The 20,878-nt window shown below is 38.6% G+C and carries 23 protein-coding genes, 1 tRNA gene and 1 other annotated feature; of the genes, 2 read left to right on the forward strand and 22 right to left on the reverse strand.

Features of this window, described 5'->3' with window-relative positions; genetic code table 11:
* Window positions 1–8: 8 nt before the first annotated feature.
* The 11 genes from FHR85_RS10490 to FHR85_RS10540 form a co-directional block, all read right to left on the reverse strand.
* Window positions 9–596 (reverse strand): DUF6241 domain-containing protein, encoded by a 588-nt coding sequence (locus tag FHR85_RS10490; protein ID WP_167262975.1) that lies wholly within the window; start codon window positions 594–596, stop codon window positions 9–11.
* Between the two features lie 187 nt (window positions 597–783).
* Window positions 784–1,086 carry a rhodanese-like domain-containing protein gene (locus FHR85_RS10495; RefSeq protein WP_167262977.1) on the reverse strand — a complete coding sequence of 101 codons (303 nt, stop codon included), beginning with the start codon at window positions 1,084–1,086 and terminating at the stop codon, window positions 784–786.
* Between the two features lie 136 nt (window positions 1,087–1,222).
* Window positions 1,223–1,579, reverse strand: coding sequence for a YidH family protein (locus tag FHR85_RS10500; protein ID WP_167262979.1), 357 nt, complete (start codon window positions 1,577–1,579; stop codon window positions 1,223–1,225).
* A gap of 129 nt (window positions 1,580–1,708) precedes the next feature.
* Window positions 1,709–2,491, reverse strand: coding sequence for a sulfite exporter TauE/SafE family protein (locus FHR85_RS10505; protein ID WP_167262981.1), 783 nt, complete (start codon window positions 2,489–2,491; stop codon window positions 1,709–1,711).
* 72 nt (window positions 2,492–2,563) lie between these two features.
* Complete coding sequence (locus FHR85_RS10510) at window positions 2,564–3,694, reverse strand: MBL fold metallo-hydrolase (protein WP_167262983.1); 1,131 nt, start codon at window positions 3,692–3,694, stop codon at window positions 2,564–2,566.
* Window positions 3,695–3,804: 110 nt separating this feature from the next.
* A complete protein-coding gene (locus FHR85_RS10515; protein ID WP_167262985.1) occupies window positions 3,805–4,104 on the reverse strand; it encodes a rhodanese-like domain-containing protein in 300 nt (99 codons plus the stop codon).
* Between the two features lie 73 nt (window positions 4,105–4,177).
* Window positions 4,178–4,657 (reverse strand): DsrE/DsrF/DrsH-like family protein, encoded by a 480-nt coding sequence (locus tag FHR85_RS10520; RefSeq protein ID WP_167262987.1) that lies wholly within the window; start codon window positions 4,655–4,657, stop codon window positions 4,178–4,180.
* A gap of 57 nt (window positions 4,658–4,714) precedes the next feature.
* The gene (locus FHR85_RS10525; RefSeq protein ID WP_167262989.1) at window positions 4,715–4,942 is read right to left on the reverse strand and encodes a sulfurtransferase TusA family protein; all 228 of its coding nucleotides are present in this window, start codon (window positions 4,940–4,942) and stop codon (window positions 4,715–4,717) included.
* A 68-nt stretch (window positions 4,943–5,010) separates the two neighbouring features.
* A complete protein-coding gene (locus FHR85_RS10530) occupies window positions 5,011–5,238 on the reverse strand; it encodes a sulfurtransferase TusA family protein (RefSeq protein WP_167262991.1) in 228 nt (75 codons plus the stop codon).
* Window positions 5,239–5,331: 93 nt separating this feature from the next.
* Entirely contained in the window at window positions 5,332–5,592 is a 261-nt protein-coding gene (locus tag FHR85_RS10535; RefSeq protein ID WP_167262993.1) for a metal-sensitive transcriptional regulator, read from the reverse strand.
* A gap of 233 nt (window positions 5,593–5,825) precedes the next feature.
* Window positions 5,826–6,392: a CotY/CotZ family spore coat protein gene (locus FHR85_RS10540; RefSeq protein WP_167262995.1), complete on the reverse strand. Its 567-nt coding sequence runs from the start codon at window positions 6,390–6,392 to the stop codon at window positions 5,826–5,828.
* 178 nt (window positions 6,393–6,570) lie between these two features.
* On the opposite strand from FHR85_RS10540, the gene FHR85_RS10545 reads away from it, so the two are divergent.
* Window positions 6,571–7,218, forward strand: a complete 648-nt coding sequence (locus FHR85_RS10545; RefSeq protein ID WP_341770959.1) for a deoxynucleoside kinase — start codon at window positions 6,571–6,573, stop codon at window positions 7,216–7,218.
* Window positions 7,215–7,886 (forward strand): deoxynucleoside kinase, encoded by a 672-nt coding sequence (locus FHR85_RS10550; RefSeq protein WP_167262999.1) that lies wholly within the window; start codon window positions 7,215–7,217, stop codon window positions 7,884–7,886. The genes FHR85_RS10545 and FHR85_RS10550 overlap by 4 nt, the downstream gene beginning before the upstream one ends.
* A 145-nt stretch (window positions 7,887–8,031) precedes the next feature.
* Here FHR85_RS10550 and FHR85_RS10555 read toward each other — a convergent pair.
* The 11 genes from FHR85_RS10555 to yaaA form a co-directional block, all read right to left on the reverse strand.
* A tRNA-Ser gene (locus tag FHR85_RS10555) sits at window positions 8,032–8,124 on the reverse strand.
* A 298-nt stretch (window positions 8,125–8,422) separates the two neighbouring features.
* Window positions 8,423–9,700, reverse strand: a complete 1,278-nt coding sequence (gene serS, locus FHR85_RS10560; protein ID WP_167263001.1) for a serine--tRNA ligase — start codon at window positions 9,698–9,700, stop codon at window positions 8,423–8,425.
* Window positions 9,701–9,761: 61 nt separating this feature from the next.
* Window positions 9,762–9,977: a binding site (T-box leader), on the reverse strand.
* A gap of 36 nt (window positions 9,978–10,013) precedes the next feature.
* Window positions 10,014–10,601 (reverse strand): pyridoxal 5'-phosphate synthase glutaminase subunit PdxT, encoded by a 588-nt coding sequence (pdxT, locus tag FHR85_RS10565; RefSeq protein WP_167263003.1) that lies wholly within the window; start codon window positions 10,599–10,601, stop codon window positions 10,014–10,016.
* Window positions 10,602–10,613: 12 nt separating this feature from the next.
* Window positions 10,614–11,498 (reverse strand): pyridoxal 5'-phosphate synthase lyase subunit PdxS, encoded by an 885-nt coding sequence (gene pdxS / locus FHR85_RS10570; RefSeq protein WP_167263005.1) that lies wholly within the window; start codon window positions 11,496–11,498, stop codon window positions 10,614–10,616.
* A gap of 299 nt (window positions 11,499–11,797) precedes the next feature.
* Window positions 11,798–13,120, reverse strand: coding sequence for a serine hydrolase (locus FHR85_RS10575; RefSeq protein ID WP_167263007.1), 1,323 nt, complete (start codon window positions 13,118–13,120; stop codon window positions 11,798–11,800).
* 179 nt (window positions 13,121–13,299) lie between these two features.
* A complete protein-coding gene (locus FHR85_RS10580; RefSeq protein WP_167263009.1) occupies window positions 13,300–14,367 on the reverse strand; it encodes an HD-GYP domain-containing protein in 1,068 nt (355 codons plus the stop codon).
* Between the two features lie 15 nt (window positions 14,368–14,382).
* Window positions 14,383–16,890 carry a DNA gyrase subunit A gene (gyrA, locus tag FHR85_RS10585; RefSeq protein WP_279588358.1) on the reverse strand — a complete coding sequence of 836 codons (2,508 nt, stop codon included), beginning with the start codon at window positions 16,888–16,890 and terminating at the stop codon, window positions 14,383–14,385.
* Window positions 16,891–16,951: 61 nt separating this feature from the next.
* Window positions 16,952–18,874 carry a DNA topoisomerase (ATP-hydrolyzing) subunit B gene (gene gyrB, locus FHR85_RS10590; protein WP_167263011.1) on the reverse strand — a complete coding sequence of 641 codons (1,923 nt, stop codon included), beginning with the start codon at window positions 18,872–18,874 and terminating at the stop codon, window positions 16,952–16,954.
* Between the two features lie 259 nt (window positions 18,875–19,133).
* Window positions 19,134–19,424, reverse strand: coding sequence for an extracellular matrix regulator RemB (gene remB, locus FHR85_RS10595; protein WP_167263013.1), 291 nt, complete (start codon window positions 19,422–19,424; stop codon window positions 19,134–19,136).
* Window positions 19,425–19,442: 18 nt separating this feature from the next.
* Window positions 19,443–20,552, reverse strand: coding sequence for a DNA replication/repair protein RecF (gene recF, locus FHR85_RS10600; protein ID WP_167263015.1), 1,110 nt, complete (start codon window positions 20,550–20,552; stop codon window positions 19,443–19,445).
* Between the two features lie 18 nt (window positions 20,553–20,570).
* Window positions 20,571–20,792 carry a S4 domain-containing protein YaaA gene (gene yaaA / locus FHR85_RS10605; protein ID WP_167263017.1) on the reverse strand — a complete coding sequence of 74 codons (222 nt, stop codon included), beginning with the start codon at window positions 20,790–20,792 and terminating at the stop codon, window positions 20,571–20,573.
* Window positions 20,793–20,878: the final 86 nt, after the last annotated feature.

Genomic DNA, 20,878 nt, shown 5'->3' on the forward strand with positions numbered 1-20,878 from the left:
TCCCCCTTTTATTCCTCACCATATTCTATATTTTCAGCTGATTCTAAGTAGTTCATTTCTTCCTCTAAGCTTAAAACCCCTGTAGCTTTTCCGAATGTACCGGCTTGCATCTCCCATATAAAATTATGCTGTTCATCGACCCTATCAAAATCGTCTCTTTCCCATGCTCTTAAAATATGCATGTATCTTTCACCATGCTTATAATCATTTTCTTGTATTGCCTCGATCATCCATTTAATTCGTTCATCTGTAATTAAATAAAACCCCCATTTTTCGTTAGCCTCAACTTTTTGGTGGCTCATGTGATCAATATAATCCTTCACTTTATTTTCTGGCAGTTCAGTCTGACTATGAATATCTCCGAACGGATTAAGGTGTTCTTGATTTTTTGCATTTTTAAATTTTTCTTTGGACAACTCTGTTATTTCTTGCTGTTTTATGGTTGTTTGTTCAATGTTTGTTTTTCCATTATTGGTTTTCTCATTATCAGTATCAGCAGTAACATCTGATATAATAGTTATACCAAAAAATAATCCGAACCCTACTGCAAATGTCATTAATATTTTCAGTGTTTGTTTATACATCTTATTACCCATTCCACTTAACCCCCTAAGGCCTATTTTTATGTTACATAATATGGTAATCATGTTCAAGCACAAAAAAAGAACAGGAATAAATCCTGCTCTTTCACACTGTCGAGATTATCTAACACTCACTATTAGTGTAAGTGCCTGGTTTTATATCAATCAAATTCTTCTACGAAAATAGTCCCGCTTCACGAATTTACGACCGCTCTACCGGGCCATTCCAATCAAGCATACCGCCGACCATATTCTTCGCGTTGAAGCCATGTTGCTCGAGGTATTGAACGGCTTTACCACTACGGTTACCTGAACGGCAAATGACGACATGCTCCTGATCTTGACTTAACTCGTCTTTGCGTTCTTCTAATGAACCTAGTGGGATATGTTTGATGCCAGGAATATGCCCTTGTTCAATTTCTTCCGGTTCGCGAACATCGAGTAAATTGACTTCCTCTTTATTTTCAAGTAACTGTTTCACTTCGTCTGTTGTAATTTCATTCATCGATAACGCCTCACTTTCTTAAATTAATGACACTTATAATATACCATACCGATCTGTTTAATCACCAATTAAACGCGTAAGCCTATCCAATATAAAAAAGTCACCCCATACAAACAATATGAGATGACTCCGTGACTTAGTATAAATAAAAGTAAGCGAAAAACAGCCCCGCCATAACTAACATTAACGCCGAAATTAACCAAACGAGATGAAGGGAAGATGTGAATGTTTGATCGTTAATTTGTTTTTTCTTTCGTACATAATGAACGGTTGAAAAAACAATCGCAACCAACCCAATCACAACAGATAAGATTCCAATCATTTCAACTAACTGATCCGACTGACCACCTACACTAGCACCCGTCGAAAAATGAATATTTACGATTAAAAAGCCTATCCCCATAATTGCTAGTGCTGTTCGAATCCAGGCTAAATACGTTCGTTCATTCGCCAAGTGTTGTTGAATATACTTCGAATCCTCCGTTTCACGCATGTAAACCATCCTCCAGAAGTTGATTATTCTTATCATTCACTTTATGTAACTCAAATAATACCCTCTTATATAGTTTACCTTTGAAACCTATACAAAAAACCCACCTATTCTAAGGTGAGTTTCATTATATCATAGAAAATCGAGCCAGATTTTGATAGCTGATGCCAAAATTAATACAGATAAAATACCTTGTAATAACTTCGTATTAATCTTCTTACCAGCATTTGCACCTAATGGCGACGCAATTAAGCTAGCTACAATCATGATAATGGCAGGAATTAATAAGACTTGTCCTGTCATTAATTTACCAGCCGTTGCACCGATTGAAGAAATAAAGGTGATCGCCAAAGATGATGCGATGGTCATACGAGTTGGTATTTTTAACACTAGCAGCATAATTGGCACTAACACGAATGCACCAGCAGCACCGACAATACCAGCACCAACACCTACAATGAACGCTAATGTTGCTGCTAATGTTTTATTAAATGTCACTTGGTCAAATGATTGATCATCCACACCTTTCTTAGGCATAAACATCATCACAACAGCAACGGTCGCTAACATCGCATAGACGAAGTTAACACCATCATCCGATAAAAACCGTGAACCAAATCCACCAATGAAGCTACCTATTAAAATGCTGACACCCATGTAGATAATCAATTCTTTATTTAAATAACCACCTTTACGATAAGCCCAAACACCACCAATCGTGGCGAAGAATACTTGAACAGCACTGATACCCGATACTTCATGTGCACTAAATGCTGCAAATCCTAAAAGTGGTGGGATATATAATAGCATGGGATATTTAACAATCGAACCACCGATCCCGACCATACCCGAGATAAATGATCCTATAAAGCCAATCAAGAAGATGACAAGCATAAACAGTAAACTATATTCCATTCCAACACCCCCTAGGGTAATTCATTTTGAAAAATAAAAAGAGGGAGACAACCTCCCTCTTTATTCAGTTATTTATCTTACAGCACAACGGTTAGGTCCGACTTCCATTTCACGTTTCTCTTCAAGTTCTGGAGTTTCTTTACCCATATTCGTCATGCGAACTCTTTCGTGAGAGTTTGGTTGAGGTGGTAAGTTTTCTGTTACCATCTTACGGAACTCTTCCTCATCTTCTACTTGTAGACCGTCATTTTGTTCGAATAGAACACCTAGTTTTTCTTGAACTGAACCATCTTCATTTTGTTCTTCTTTAAATGAATAGTGAGCTGGTAGTACAATTAGGTCGTTTGATAGTTCTTTGTAGCGTTCGTATAGTGTCTCACGTAAGTCACCAACCCAATCATCAGCTTTACCTGCTAAATCTGGGCGACCAATAGATTGGATAAATAGAATATCACCTGTCATCAAGTACTGATCATCCACGATGAATGAAGTTGAACCAATTGTGTGGCCTGGTGAATAAATCGCTTGAACATCAATCTTAGATGACCCAACTTTGATTTCTTCCTGGTCTTGAATTGGTGCATAATCTAATTGCATCTCTTCAGCGTCTTTCGGTGGTAGATAGTACGTTGCACCCGTTTTATCCGCAATTGTACGGCCACCAGAAATGTGGTCAGCGTGTAGGTGCGTATCGAATACGTGCTTGATTGTTGCACCTTTTTCTTCTGCGAAATTAATATACGTATCAGCCATACGAGTCGCATCAATAATTGCTGCTTCACCGTCAGATACGATCATATAAGATAGGCAACCTTTACCTAGACGTACGAATTGATATAATTCGCCTCCATCTTCTAAATCGCCTAACTTAACAGGTTCTAGGTGTTCACTCCATGCTCTCATGCCACCTTCAACAGAATAAATATTGTCGAAGCCTTCATCTGCTAACTGCTCTGCAACCATTTTAGAAGAATTACCTTTGGCACAAATAACGACAACATCTTTATTTTCTGGAACCTCGTCTTTAATCGGCTCTACACCATCTACAAGATCGAAATATGGTTTGTTTAAATAATTGAAACTCTCGCTTTCAACCTTCCAGTCTTCGAAAGCATCTTCGCTACGAACATCTAGTAGGAAGACATCTTCTTGATTCATCACCTTGTTAGCTAATTCATTAACTGTTAGTGTTTTGAAACTCATAATCAAAAACCTCCTCATTATCATTCAATATTTCACGTGAAACACGCTTTTGATTTAACTCTATAAAAACCGCCATGATGGTCTATAACTAGACTAAAAACTTAAGGGCGTTATTTTTCTGTCGGTCCATCCCAAGCTAACATACCGCCGGCCATATTTTTGACGTTATAGCCGCGTTCTTCTAGATATTGTGTCGCTTTACCACTACGGCCACCTGAACGGCAAACCATAACATAGTCTTCATTTTTATCTAATTCATTCTCGCGGAATTCCAATAAACCGAGCGGAATGTTTTTAGCGCCTGGAATATGACCTTCTGCTACTTCATCCGTTTCACGAACATCAATCACTTTTACATCTGCATCTTGATCTAATAACTCTTTCACTTCATCTGTGGTAATCTCTTTCATAATAGACCCTCACTTTCAAACATTGTCACTTATAGTGTCGTAAATAATTGTAAAATCATTCATGCTGACTAATTTAGATAAATAAGTTAACAGCACCATCTTCGCCTTCAGCAATATAAGCAGCTACGCCACCATATTCGAGTCCATCGATTAACTCTTCTTGTTTAATGCCAAGTAAGTCCATTGTCATCGTACATGCTAGTAATGTGACATCTTGTTCTTTCGCCATATCAATGAGATCTTCTACTGGCATGGCATTATGCTTTTTCATCACACTTTTGATCATTTTTGGACCCATACCTGCAAAGTTCATTTTTGATAATGGTAAGTTTTTCGCACCACGTGGCATCATTTTGCCGAACATTTTTTCCATAAATGATTTTTGTGGACGTAGTTTTTCATCTTTTCTTAAGGCATTTAAGCCCCAGAACGTATGAAAGATTGTAACATCGTGATCATAGGCAGCTGCTCCGTTCGCAATAATATAAGCTGCCATCGCTTTATCGTATTCGCCACTGAATAGGATAATATTTGTCTTTTTCTTCTCAGCCATGCTAAAACCTCCTGTAATTCTTTATACCACCAAGGGTATATGATTGTGTAAAATTTTTTAGCCTTTCTTCACGTAAAAGGTATAAACACCGTCTTCTTCTTTCGTATCAACTAATTCGTGGCCTGATGATTTCGTCCATGCAGCTAGATCACTTTTCGCACCAGAGTCTGTTGCTTGCACTTCTAAAATCTCGCCACTTGCTACATCATCAATTGCTTTCTTCGTCTTCACGATTGGCATTGGGCATGCTAAACCTTTTGCGTCTAACGTTTTTGTGATTTCCATTTTGAAAATCCTCCTTGTTTAAGTGTTTACTTATTAGTCTTTTAACCTTTTCAATGAGGCGTTAAACATTAGCCTTTCTTCACGTAAAAGGTATAAACGCCGTCTTCTTCTTTGGTATCAACTAGTTCATGTCCTGATGATTTCGTCCATGCAGCTAGATCACTTTTCGCACCAGAGTCCGTTGCTTGCACTTCTAAAATCTCGCCACTATCTACGTCATCAATTGCTTTCTTTGTCTTCACGATTGGCATTGGGCATGCTAAACCTTTTGCGTCTAACGTTTTTGCGATTTCCATTTTGAAAATCCTCCTTCATTTGGTTTTTATACCCTAAGGGGTATATTAAAGCTTATAATACAATCTGTCAACTTATTTCGCTTTTTAAATTTCTTAACGGCTTTTAACGAGTAAATTGACGGCTTCTTTAACACGTTCGTCTGTATTTTCACCATTTTCTTCAGCTTCACGTACACATTCGATTAAGTTTTCACTTACAATCACACCAATGGTACGATCAAGTGCTGTACGGCTTGCTGAAAGTTGGTTAATCACTTCTTGGCAATCTTCGCCTTCTTCCATCATCCGCAATGCTCCGCGTAATTGACCTTCAAGGCGCTTAATTCTATTTTTAACTTTTGCATCGTATTCCATGTTTACAACCTCCTTCTGAGATACGTTTGAAAAGTTGTTGTTTGACGTTACATTTGTAGTATATACCCCTATAGGTATTTTGTCAAACATGTCTTTTAAAAATTTTTAGTTTGTTTATCTTTCACCGTTATTGGCTTTCGATAACTATTTCAACACTTTTTAACATACCCCTCTATGTATCTAATTAAACATAAAACCGGTTGGCATCGCAAATGATACCAACCGGTTTAACATTAAGAATGTGATTGTGATGGTGATTGAGAAGAGCCGCAGTTATTAGCATTAAAATCAGAAACAGGTAGTGCGCGTACTGGTTCAAGACATGAAATACCAACGAAATCGCATAAGTCAACTTTTACACAGATTCCCGTTCTTTGTAAGTTACGAATCGAGTTACCAGGGAAGTAGTTACAGACTTCATGCCCTCCAGGACCTGGTGTTGATCCTCCTTCAGTTACTGGTAACAATAATTCTAAGTCGGCGCAACAATCCTTATGAATTTTACTAACACGGAATATTGGTGATTCAAAGCAACGGAAAGTGCGATTATTTCCTGTAGTACCTTGTAAAATACCATTACCGACAAACGGACGACACGATCCTTTACAATACAAAATAAACGGTACTGTGTCATTTCCTGACGATGGTGATGCTGGTGATAATAGGTCATCGATTGATTGTTTACAGCCGACATCACAACCTTGGTCATCAACTGCATCTTGCGCATCTGCTATTTTGCGTACGGTTTTACATACGCATTTTGAGTCTTTGCAATCTAATTCATTGCAATCATCCCACATATTTATTCACCCCTTTTTTGTTTCGATACTATAAACTATGTACTGGGGCAAAAAGCGTATAGGTGGTTGATAGGAGTATTGAAAATTTTTTATTTCAATTCATATCCCAACACCGAATTAAAATTTGGTATGATGGATAACAGTTAGTCGAACTTTGTCATGAATGGAGGAATCATGCGTGAGACAAAATAACACGCCTTTTATTGCGGTTGAAGGTCCAATCGGCGTTGGTAAAACGTCATTATCCAATAAAATTGCAACTCACTTCTATTATCATTTACTAAAAGAAATCGTTGAGGAAAATCCGTTTCTCGGAAAGTTTTACGATAATATTGAAGAGTGGAGCTTTCAAACAGAAATGTTCTTCTTATGCAATCGATTCAAGCAGCTCGAAGACATCGAAAAGCACTATTTGAATCAAAGTAAGCCCGTCGTTTCTGATTATCATATTATGAAAAATATGATCTTCGCGAGACGGACATTAAAACCAGAACAATACGAAAAATATGAGCAGATTTTTAATATCTTAACACAAGACTTAGCGAAACCAAATGTCATGATCTATATACACGCTAGCCTTGATACCTTGTTAAAACGAATTGAAAGTCGTGGACGAGAAGTTGAACAAAATATCCAAGCAGACTACTTGCAACAACTATCTGAAGACTACGAAGAATTTATGAATCATTTTGAAAAGGAAAACCCTGATATACCTGTCATCCGCATTAACGGAGACGAAATCGATTTCGTTAAACACCAGTCTGATTTAGATGATATTTTAACAGTTGTGCAACAACATATTAATAAAGGAGAATTTATATCATGAGCGATCTAAACCAATACGGCATCCCGAAAAATGCGGTCATAACTGTCGCCGGAACAGTAGGTGTAGGGAAATCAACAATGACGAAAGCGCTAGCCAATAAGATCGGCTTTCGTACATCTTACGAAAAAGTTGAAAACAACCCTTACCTCGATAAATTCTATTATGATTTTGAACGGTGGAGCTTTCACTTACAGATCTATTTCTTAGCTGAACGTTTTAAAGAGCAGAAAAGGATCTTTGAATACGGGGGCGGGTTCATCCAAGACCGTTCAATTTATGAAGACACGGGCATTTTTGCGAAAATGCACTATGATAAAGGGACGATGACCCCAACGGATTATAATACGTACAAGCATTTATTCGATTCAATGGTCATGACACCATATTTCCCTCATCCTGATCTCTTAATTTATCTAGAAGGCTCATTTGAGGATGTATTAGACCGGATCAAGAATCGTGGTCGTGAAATGGAGCAAGAAACGCCTATCGAATACTGGCGTGAAATGTATGATCGTTATGAAGAATGGATTAATAACTTTAATACGTGCCCAGTAATGCGAATTAATATTAATGATTATGATTTACACAATCCAAACACATCAGTGGATCCCATCCTTGAACGCATTGGCAATCATATTCAAACTTCTAGACAATATATTAAATCATAATAAAAACGCTCTATACGTTGACCTGCGTATAGAGCGTTTTTATATCATCAATCATATGACAGTGATTATTATCATAATATTCAAACTTTTAATAAAGACATAAAAAAATGGCTACATCATGTAACCAATTACTTTAAAAATAATATGGCGGAGGAGGAGGGATTCGAACCCCCGCGGGGCGTAAACCCCCTGGCGGTTTTCAAGACCGCTCCCTTCAGCCGAACTTGGGTACTCCTCCGTGAACTCACAAAACAAAATATATCATATGGTTCGACGTTATGCAAGGTGTTTTGTGAAAAGAATTTATATTTTCTTGCTTAGGCGCCTTTAAGACGCATTTTGTCGACCAACGATTGTTAGTATACCACAGCTCACAAACATTTATAAAGAGGAAAATGATAAAAATCTCGATGAAATTTATATTCTTAATGTTCTTACAAATTAGTGAGCAACACAATCAATAATTGCTCTATCATAAGACAAATATAAATCCTCCACCTAAGTTAACTAGTTAACTTAAGCGGAGGATTTTTAATTTATTGGCTAATGCGCTCCACATTGCCCATATATGGTTTTAACACGTCTGGAACGGTTACAGATCCATCATCGTTTTGATAGTTCTCTAAAATCGCAGCGACCGTTCGTCCGACTGCTAGGCCTGAACCATTTAAAGTATGCATATATTCTGGTTTGCTGTTTGCTTCACGACGGAAGCGTAAGCCAGAACGTCTTGCTTGGAAATCCTCAAAATTCGAACAAGAAGAGATTTCTCGGTAAGTCTCATAACTTGGGATCCACACTTCAATGTCGTACTTTTTCGCCGCTGTGAAGCCCAAATCACCTGTACACATATTCATCACACGATATGGTAATTTTAATTGCTGCAACACTTCCTCAGCATCATTTGTGAGCGACTCTAATGTCTCATAAGACTCTTCAGGTTTTACGAGTTGAACGAGTTCGACTTTATTAAATTGGTGCTGGCGGATTAAACCACGTGTATCACGGCCAGCTGACCCCGCTTCACTACGGAAATTCGTACTAAATGCCGTGAATTTCTTCGGCAGATCATCAGCTGTTAAAATCTCATCACGATGATAATTCGTCACAGGCACTTCAGCTGTCGGAATTAAGAAATAATCCCATTCTTCTAGTTTGAACACATCTTCTCCAAACTTCGGTAACTGACCTGTACCTGTTAAGCTATCGCGATTAACGATTTGTGGTGGCATCATTTCTTCATAACCATGATGGTCTGAGTGTAAGTCCATCATGAAGTTAATTAGCGCACGTTCTAGGCGTGCACCTAGGCCTTTATAAAAGGCAAAACGACTGCCTGTCACTTTAGAAGCGCGTTCGAAATCAATAATGTCTAACTCATCTGCAATATCCCAATGTGGCTTCACATCGAAATCAAATGACGGCACTTCTCCCCACTGTCTTACTTCAACGTTATCATCTTCAGTTTCACCAATCGGAACAGACTCATGAGGCACATTTGGAATCGAAAGCATTAACTGATTTAATTTCGTCTCGACTTCATTTAGTTCATTGTCGATCTCTTTGATACGGTCGCCTACTTCACGCATTTCTTGGATTAAATGATCAGCATCTTCTTTATTTTTCTTCAGTTGAGAAATTTCTTTAGAAACTTCATTTCGACGTGCCTTAAGTTCTTCTGATTCTTGGATGTAAGCACGGCGCTTTTCATCCCAATCAAGAAACTGATCGAGATCCGTTAAATCTTCTCCTCGGTTTTGCATCTTTTGTTTCACTTCATCAAAATTGTCACGTAAAAACTTCATGTCTAACATACATTTAACCTCCCTAATATCGTTAATCCAATAAAAAAACGCCCCTTTACTGCACATGCAGTAAAGGGACGAGTATAACCCGCGTTGCCACCCTTGTTGAAGGATTTAACCTTCCAACTTGTACAGTCATAACGGGACTGTTTTCCGGGTAAACTTACGTCATCATTCAGTTCACCTGCTCCAGGATGGATTCGCGGTCTGTTTATACTAGTTCACAGCCACCACTAGCTCTCTGAGATAAACACTTACCACTACTAATTCCTATCAGCGCAATTGATTCATTATTATTGTAGCTTTTAATATACCTTATTTTTTAGACAGAAGCAAGTTTTGATTGTTCTACCATATCGATAAAATAAGCCATTAAGCGATAATCATCTGTCAGTTCTGGGTGAAATGCAGTAGCTAAATAATGTCCTTGTTTAGCCGCAACGATCTTATCATCATAGGTTGCTAAAACTTCTGTGTCTTGGTGTACATCAAGAATGTAAGGGGCACGAATAAATACCGCTTCAAAATCGTCTGCCACACCTTTAATCTCAAGTGGCGTTTCAAAGCTTTGTTTTTGACGTCCAAATGCATTACGAGCCACTGTCATATCCATTAAGCCTAAATGATTGTCATCATCATTTTCGATCTGCGAAGCGAGTAATATAAGGCCTGCACACGTTCCAAAGATTGGTTTACCAGTTTGACCAAATTGGATAAGGGCATCAAAAAATTCATAACGGTCAATTAATCGGCGCATTGTTGTGCTTTCGCCACCAGGCAAAACTAACCCATCGACAGCTTCTAATTGCTCTACTTTTTTAATTAATACAGCATCGTGACCACATGCCTCAATGGATTGGATATGTTCACGGAATGCTCCTTGTAAACCTAATACACCTATTGTTGCCATGATAAGACTCCTTTACTCACTACGATCTTGCATCCGATCGTTACCTTCAAGCGTTGATGTTTCAAGACCAGGCATTGCTGTACCTAGATCTTTAGATAACTTAGCAATTAATTCATAATCTTGATAATGGGTTGTTGCTTCGACGATTGAGCGGGCGAATTTCTCTGGATTTTTCGATTTGAAAATACCAGAACCAACAAATACACCGTCCGCACCTAATTCCATCATAAGCGCAGCATCAGATGGCGTTGCAATGCCACCAGCTGCAAAGTTTACGACTGGTAAACGTCCTTCTTCTTGTACCTGTAAGAGTAATTCATACGGCGCGCCCGTTTCTTTGGCATACACCATTAATTCGTCTTTTGCCATATTCTGAACGTAACGAATTTGTGTTTGGACTTCACGCATATGACGAACAGCTTCAACAATATTACCTGTTCCTGGTTCGCCTTTCGTACGTAACATAGAAGCACCTTCACCAATTCGACGTAACGCTTCGCCTAAGTTACGGCAACCACAGACAAATGGTACGGTATAATCGTTTTTATCAATGTGATAAATATCATCAGCAGGTGTTAATACTTCACTTTCGTCAATATAATCTGCACCCATTGCTTCTAGCACACGTGCTTCCACAATATGACCGATTCGTGCTTTAGCCATTACTGGAATACTCACTGCATTTAGTACTTCCTCAGTTACTGTTGGATCTGCCATACGAGCAACCCCACCTGCAGCACGAATATCTGATGGCACACGCTCTAGAGCCATGACAGCAACAGCACCCGCTTCTTCTGCAATCTTAGCTTGCTCAGCATTCACAACGTCCATAATGACGCCGCCCTTTTGCATCTCAGCCATTCCTCGTTTCACACGATCTGTACCGACATTTGACATATGATCTCCCCCTATAACCTATCAATCTATATTTAGTTAGTTAAAACTTAAATATTAATAATGAAAATAGTGTTGAGTTGTTGGATTGTGAGTAGCGAAGGTGGCGACTCCTGGTCGACTAAGAGCGGTCACGTCCTGTGACCAACGTCGACATTAGGCCGTCCGGGCCGTCACGGGAACAGCACGTGTCTCGAGACCCCGCAGGAAGCGCTTTTCTTCCGAGGAGGCTCGAGCCGTGCCCGCGGAAAGCGTCCACCGAAAGCGGATCACAATATCAACAACGGATTTAACAGATGTTATTAAGCAAATAAGCCTTTGATACTATTAAATAGTCCAACAAAGAAGTCGCCAATTGCTTGTAGCATTAACATAAACCAATTTGATTTCTCGACACCATCATTCGTTTCTACTGGAACTGAATTAGTAGACTCATCTGATAAAATATTACCATAACTTTGTTCTCCATCATATGTTAACACTAATTCGCCAACTTCTAAACCTTCTTCTACTGGCGCCTCAAGCGCACCTTCATCATTTAATACTTCTTCATTAATTTGATAATTAACTGAGTACTGATCTTCTTCACCTTCACGAACCATCGTTTCAATCGGTTCAGCAGACGCAATCTCAACTTCTTCTTCCTTACCATTTACAACTGGAAGCGTTGACTCACCTTCGATTTGATGGCCTGATTCAAATAATGTTTGATTTGAAAAACTATTAAAACCATAATCAAGTATTTTCTGTGTTTGTTCGAAACGTTCTTCGACACTATCTGTCCGCATGACAACTGAGATTAATCGTGTACCGTCACGTTTAGCTGTTCCTGTGAAAGTATGACCTGCTAACTCTGTACGACCTGTTTTAAGTCCATCTAAGCCCTCATACGTATATTTTGCTATATGACCTGGCATACCAGGAAGCATCCAATTGTAATTAATCATTTCATTGCCTTCAAATTCTTGCGTCGGAACACTCGATATTTCTAAGGCTTCTGGATAATCATTGATTAAATGATAAGCAAGCTTAGCCATTGATTTCGCAGAGATTAAGTTATTATCGTCAGGGTTTGTTCCCTCTGGATAGTTTTCACCTAAACTACTATTAGATAAACCAGTCGAATTAACGAACTCTGCATTTTCTAATCCCATTTCCTCTGCTTTTTTATTCATCATCTTAACGAATTCGCCTTCTGAACCTGCGATGAGCTCAGCTAATGCAATAGTAGTCGCATTATCTGAATAAATCGCCATAGCATCGTATAACTCTTGAACCGTGTATTCATGGTCTAAGCGAAGACCAACGCCGGAAAATGAATTATTAGCTGAAATTGAATAAGCATATTCACTGATCTCTGTCGTTGTATCCCAACTAATCTCACCATTCTCGACAGCTTCCCATACTAAGTATTCTGTCATAACCTTCGTCATACTTGCTGGTGGTAATGCAATATCTGATTCTTTCTCAAATAATATGTTTCCTGTTTCTGCATCAACTAAAATCGCTGATTCCGCTTCAACATTAATTTCAGCATGCGCTGTTGTGACGCCTGTCATCAATAAACTAAACACCATCACCGTTAATACGAGGATGCGTGTTAGGTATGTCTTTGTTTGTTTCATTCTCGGTTCCCCCATGTCTCATTAATCCTTTTCGATTCAATTCTGCATCGTTTTTATTATACAATATTTTAAGCCCAACCACATCGCCAATTTAAAGAAATTTTAAAATGTGAGTATCGACTTAAACAAGATCGACTATTTATAAAACAAAAGTCACTAGCTACATATAGCTAATGACTCTATAAGATTTCCTCAATATATAAATCTTTTTCATCAATTAGATTTAAAATCTCTTTATCCTTCCTTAACCGAACGAGCGGTCTAGTAGGATAACGTTCATCTGTGAAGACAATCGTCCCATATTCACTATTTGATAGTTTAACTTCAGTTCCGTTTCCGAAATTAACAAAACACCTAACAAGTTCATTCAGTACTTCCATATCCAATTGTGTTAATTGGTCTTTTCGCATCTCTTCGATGACTTTATAAGGTGATTGTTTTTGACGATACATTCGCTCAGAAGTCATCGCATGGAACATATCTGCGACAGCTAAGATTTTCGCAAAGCGATGCAATTTATCCATTTTTACACCTAATGGATAACCCGAGCCATCTAACCGCTCATGATGCTGTAAAACAGCAATTTTAACATCTTGGTTAAACGGTTCCTTTTCTAGTAAACGGTAAGATTCAATAGGATGCTTTTGAATTTGTTCATATTCATTATAGTCTAATGACCGTTCTTTTAAATAAACGTCTTTTTGAGACTTTAACATCCCTAAATCTGATAAATAAGCAGCTAAGGCAACACTATGACGTTCACTCTCATCATAGCCAAGTCGTTTGGCTAAATACGTTGAAATAACAGCCATCGCCACCATATGATAATACATATAGAATTTCGGATCATTATAATGATGCAGTTTTAATATAACATCACGCTTATCCTCAGCTTGCTCTGTTAAGGGCAAAATTAACTCACGAATCTTTTTCGAATCAAGTGGTGTACGGTAATCCCAATTCTCAAAAATTATTCGTGTTTCTTTAACGACATCCACGAAGTGCTCGAAGAATGGTAACTTTTGAAGCGATTGTTGTTCTTCTTCGGTTAACTCTTTCGCTTCAAACTCTTCACCCGTGACAAGTTTATTAGCCACTTCAACTTCATTAATCCTGAATTTTTCTAGCACTTGGATATGAATAGGCTCCACAACTGTATTGCGTGGAATAATAGGTGTCACCGTATTTCCTATGACATCTTTTGTAACTAAACAACCTGGCACAATTTGTTGTGGATGCACTTTCATAACCTAACACCTCTATTACTCTTCTTCAGGAGATTCACTGTCTTCTAGTGTTTCTTCTTCTTGATCTTCTATTTCGTCTTCCGCTTCATCATCATCTTCTTTTTCAATACGCGCAACAGTCGCTACTTCTTCCTCATCACCTAAGCGAATCAGTTTAACCCCTTGCGTATTACGTCCTGTCATTGAAATCGATTCTGATGACATACGGATTAAAACACCATCAATCGTCATAATCATTAAGTCTTCTTCACCTGTTACAGGTTTTACGGCTACAACATGACCATTACGAGGGTTTAATTTACACGTTAAGATACCCTTACCGCCACGGTTTTGCATGCGATATTCTTCTTCTGGTGTACGTTTACCATAACCTTTTGAAGTAACAGTTAAGACTTCGGATCCTGGCTCTAAAATATCCATGGAGACAACAGCATCATCTTCACGCAATGAAATCCCTTTAACACCAGATGCCGTACGTCCCATCACTCTAACATCTTCTTCGTTAAAACGGATTAAATGTCCTGCTTTCGTACCGATCATCATTTGTTTACTACCATCAGTCAGGCGAACGGAGATTAACTCATCATCTTCACGTAAATTAATCGCTCGCAGTCCACCTCGGCGAATATTCGCAAACTGTTCAAGCGTCGTACGTTTGGAAATACCGTTTTTCGTTGTGAAGAATAAATACCAGTCGCTCACATATTCTTTCACCGTAATGACCGCATTTACCCATTCATCTTGATCAATTTCGATGACATTAATCAAAGGAAGGCCTTTAGCAGTACGACTGAACTCAGGAATTTCATAACCTTTAGCTCGGTAAACTTTCCCTTTATTCGTGAAGAATAACAGCGTGTCATGAGTGGACGTCGTAAGTAAATGCTCCACGAAGTCATCATCATTCATATTCATACCTTGAATGCCTCGTCCACCACGATGCTGTGATTTATAAGTCGTTGCAGGCAGTCGTTTTACATAGCCTTTATGTGTGACAGTGACGACAACTGTTTCTTCAGGAATTAAGTCTTCGTCTTCAATGAAATCAGCGCCACCAACTGTAATATCTGTTTGACGTTTGTCATTAAAGCGCTCTTTAAGCTCAAGTAACTCTTCTCGAACAATTTCAAGCACTTTATTTTCATCAGCCAAGATCGCCTTTAACTCAGCAATTAATTCAGTTAGTTCTTGATATTCATTTTCGATTTTCTCACGCTCTAACCCTGTTAAACGCTGTAAACGCATATCTAAAATCGCTTGCGCTTGCTTTTCGGATAAACCAAAACGAGAGATTAATTCATCCCGAGCAATATCTGTTGTTTGTGATTCACGAATCAGCGTGATGACCTCGTCTAGATAATCAAGCGCTGTACGTAAACCTTCTAAAATATGGGCACGGGCTTCCGCTTTATCCAGTTCAAACTGAGTACGGCGGGTAATAATTTCTTTTTGGTGTTCTAAGTAATGACTTAACGTCTGTTTTAGATTCAATACTTCTGGTTGTCCATTAACAAGTGCCAACATATTGATTCCGAAAGACGTTTGTAAGGCAGTTTGTTTATATAAATTATTTAAGACAACATTCGGATTAGCATCACGACGAACTTCAATCACGATTCGTAAACCATCTCGGTCAGACTCATCACGTAAATCGGTAATGCCGTCGATTTTCTTATCTCGAACGAGCTCTGCAATTTTTTCGATTAGACGCGCCTTATTCACTTGGAACGGGATCTCATTAACTACAATTCGTGGTTTACCGTTCGAATCCTCTAAGATATCAGCTTTCGAACGAATGGTAATAGACCCTTTACCAGTTTCATAGGCATTACGTATACCACTTCGACCTAAGATTTCTCCACCCGTTGGAAAATCAGGGCCATAAATATACTCTTCCATTAACTCTTGGATCGTGATATCAGGATTTTCACTTAAAGCCAAGACCCCATCAATCACTTCACCTAATTGGTGCGGTGGAATATTAGTCGCCATACCGACCGCAATACCTGATGCTCCGTTAACAAGTAAGTTAGGGAAACGTGCTGGTAATACGACTGGTTCTCTTTCAGTTCCATCATAGTTATCATCATAATCTATTGTGTTTTTATTGATATCACGCAAGATCTCCATTGAAATCTTGGACATTCTTGCTTCTGTATAACGCATAGCTGCAGCTGAGTCACCGTCAACTGAACCAAAGTTACCATGGCCATCAACAAGCATATAACGGAAGTTGAAATCTTGTGCCATACGGACCATCGCTTCATATACAGCTGAGTCACCGTGCGGGTGATACTTACCAATAACTTCACCGACAATACGTGCGGATTTTTTATAGGCTTTATCCGAATACATGCCTAAATCGTGCATCGCATACAGAATACGACGGTGAACTGGTTTTAACCCGTCACGTACGTCTGGTAAAGCTCGCGAAACAATGACACTCATCGCATAGTCTAAAAATGAGGTTCGCATTTCCTGACTTAAATTAATTTCTTGGACTTGAGGACGTTCTTGATCCAAAAGTAATTACCTCCCTAACAGAAGAACATGAACGTTTCATTCAAACGTTCATGAACTTTTATTAAACATCTAAGTTTTGTACATATTGTGCATTTTGTTGAATGAAATCGCGTCTAGGTTCTACTTGATCACCCATTAAGACTTGGAAGATCTCATCGGCATCCATGGCATCCTCTAAGTTAACCTGAAGCAATGTCCGCGTTTCTGGGTCCATCGTTGTTTCCCATAATTGCGACGGATTCATTTCACCTAAACCTTTGTAACGTTGATAACTAATTTTAGGTGAGGCTGGCAATTCATTATAAATGCGCTCCATTTCAGCATCATTATACGCATAGTAAATTTGTTTACCTTGCGTCATTTTATACAATGGTGGCTGAGCGATATAAACATACCCGTTTTCTACTAACGGACGCATATACCGATAAAAGAAGGTTAATAATAACGTACGAATGTGGGCACCATCAACGTCAGCATCCGTCATGATGACAACTTTCTTGTAACGGGCTTGCGACAAGTCAAATTCTTCACCAATGCCTGTTCCTAAAGCGGTAATCATTGAACGAATTTCGTTATTCGATAAAATCTTATCCAGGCGTGCCTTTTCAACGTTAATGATTTTACCGCGTAAAGGAAGAATCGCTTGGTTATGACGATCACGACCTTGCTTAGCTGAACCACCGGCTGAATCACCCTCAACGATGTATAATTCACTGATATCAGCATCTTTTGTGGCACAGTCAGCTAACTTACCAGGTAAACTAGATACTTCTAGTGCGCTCTTACGACGTGTTACCTCGCGTGCCTTTTTCGCAGCAATTCGAGCACGTGAAGCCATTAACCCTTTCTCAACGATTTGTTTAGCGACTTTTGGATTCTCAGCTAAAAATTGTGAGAATTTATCGGCGAAAATCTGATCCGTAATGGTTCTAACTTCACTGTTACCGAGTTTCGTCTTCGTTTGACCTTCGAATTGTGGATCAGGGTGTTTAACAGAAATAATCGCTGTTAAACCTTCACGTACGTCATCACCAATTAAATTCGGATCATTTTCTTTATATAAATTATTGCGGCGAGCATAGTCATTAATGACACGAGTTAAAGCTGTCTTAAAGCCTGACTCATGCGTACCACCTTCTGTTGTTTGAATGTTATTAGCAAATGAATATAAATTGCTGACATAGCCGTCATTATATTGTATCGCAAATTCAACCGTAATATTGTCAAGCTCATTCTCACCATGAATCGGATCGTGTAATGCCTGACGCGTATGGTTTAAATGCTCAACATATTCTGAAATACCGCCTTCGAAATAAAACTCTTCTCGGCGAGGTTCTTCTTCACGTAAATCCTCTAATGATATTTGTAATTTTCTATTTAAATACGCTAATTCACGTGTACGATGTAATAATTGATCATACGAATATTCTTCAGTTTCCGTGAAAATTTCTGGATCAGGTTTAAAACGTGTTTTCGTTCCTGTGATATCTGTTTCACCAATAGCTTTCACTTCATCATCAGGAATGCCACGTGTATAGCTTTGGTAGTAAAGCGTACCATCACGATGAACAAACACTTCACATTCACTGGATAATGCGTTAACGACTGACGCCCCAACGCCGTGAAGTCCGCCTGAGACTTTATAGGATCCACCATCGAACTTACCACCTGCGTGAAGGACCGTCATGATAACCTCTAATGCTGGTTTGCCTGCTTTTTTGTGTAAATCAATCGGAATTCCTCGGCCATCATCGATGACTGTAATGCTATTATCTTTACCGATTTGGATCTCGATTGTGTCACAATGACCTGCTAACGCTTCATCAATACTATTATCGACGACTTCCCAAACAAGGTGGTGAAGACCACGTTCACTCGTAGAACCAATATACATACCTGGTCTTTTACGAACAGCTTCTAAACCTTCTAATACTTGAATTTGGCTCGCACCATAATCCCCTTGTTGCATTAAATTATCTTCCATAGACATTGTCTCACCTTCATTTTCATAATGATCATGCTTTTATTTTAGTTCTGTTAAAACTAGTGAGTTGATTTGAAATATCATTTAAAGTACTTAGTTGTTGAATTGGGAGTAGCGAAGGTGGCGACTCCTGTGGGAATAGCACGTGTCTCAAGACCCCGGAGGCCACGTTTTTTCGGCCGAGGAGGCTTGAGCCGTGCCCACGGAAAGCGTCCACCGAAAGCGGATTCCAATATCAACAACGAACCTTATCAGAGCTCTAATTTAAATCCGGTGTTTCGTCCGCTATATCTTCTATTCCATCTAACATATGAGATAATTGCGAACGCTTATTTAACGTTGCAACGGATAAAGAACTAAAATAAATCTCGTCTGTTGTGATCACAATTGCCTTAGGTTCTTCAAACGGCACTTCCACAACATTTCCTGCTTTTCGTTGATTAAAAATCATCTCTTCAACAATCGAAGAAGAATGATAGAGGTTATAATCAATGATCGAAACAACTTCGCTTGAACGTATAACGTGTTCATCACCGATATGAATAAACAACCTGAAACCTCACCTTTCTTATTTCAAATATCCGTTATGAATATTAAACATTTTAGCTTGCTTCAACGTATCATGATGAATGCCATCAACACTCGTTGTTGTGACAAACGTTTGGACTTTGCCCTGAATGGTATTAAGTAAATGCGATTGCCTGTGATCATCCAGTTCACTTAATACATCATCAAGCAATAGCACGGGATACTCACCAACTTCTTGTTCAATGAGTTCAATTTCTGCTAATTTTAAAGATAATGCCGTTGTTCGTTGTTGCCCTTGAGAACCATATGTTTGAACATTACGACCATTCACTTCAAACATTAAATCATCACGATGGGGACCAGCTAATGTTGTCCCGCGTTCCACTTCACGATCTTCAATCGATGTGAAATGGGCTTTATATATTTCTATTATTGTTTCCAAATCTGTATCCTCTGATACGTCAATGGTTGGTTCGTAATTAATAGTGAGTTCTTCTAAACCGCGACTTATACCATGATGGATTGGAACTGCCCATTCTCTTAACTTTTGTAAGAATTGCAGTCTTCTAGTTAAGACAATACTACCGTGTTCAATTAATTGCTCAGTTAAAATATGTAACATAGTGCGATCTTGTTTTGATTGTCTTTGTAAATCTTTTAATAGTGCATTCCGCTGTTTCAGGATTTTTTGGTACTGACCGAGATGATAAATGTAAACGGGTTGAACTTGCCCCAATTCCATATCAATAAATTTACGACGTTCCTGCGGGCTTCCCTTGACTAAATTCAAATCTTCTGGCGCAAACATGACAACATTAAGTGATCCAATATAATCGCTTAATCGTTTTTGTTCAATATGATTGAACTTAGCTTTCTTCCCTTTTCCTGAAAAAATCACTTCGAGTGGGAAAGTACGATTTCTTTTAAAGATGCTCCCTTTTATTTTACCATACTCTGAGTCCCATTTTATTAATTCTTTATCTTTTGACGTTCGGTGAGATTTCGTAAAAGCTAAAACATAAATAGCTTCCATCAAATTTGTCTTACCTTGGGCGTTCTCCCCAATCATGACATTGATTTGGTTATCAAATTCTAAAGATAATGAATCGTAATTACGATATTGTTCAATTGTTATATTTTCAATATGCATCATGAGACCCCTAAGTCTTTAATCTTCTCGAGCAACGATAAACGTGCCAACGTCCTCTATCTCTACTTCATCATTAAGATACAGTTTCCGTCCACGACGTTGATCTTGTTCACCATTTACATAGACATTGAAGTCTTGTAAGAACAATTTCACCATTCCGCCAGATTCAACGATATTAGCGAGCTTAATAAACTGTCCTAGAGTGATTTCTTCTGTTTGGATTTCAATTGGTTCAGCCATGTTGTCACCTCATTTAATGAATTACGCTTAGAATTTCCCTAACTATATATTTTACTAAAAATTTGCCGATAAGAAAAGAAAACTGA

The sequence above is a fragment of the Alkalibacillus almallahensis genome (assembly GCF_011761495.1).
Classification (GTDB): domain Bacteria; phylum Bacillota; class Bacilli; order Bacillales; family Alkalibacillaceae; genus Alkalibacillus; species Alkalibacillus almallahensis.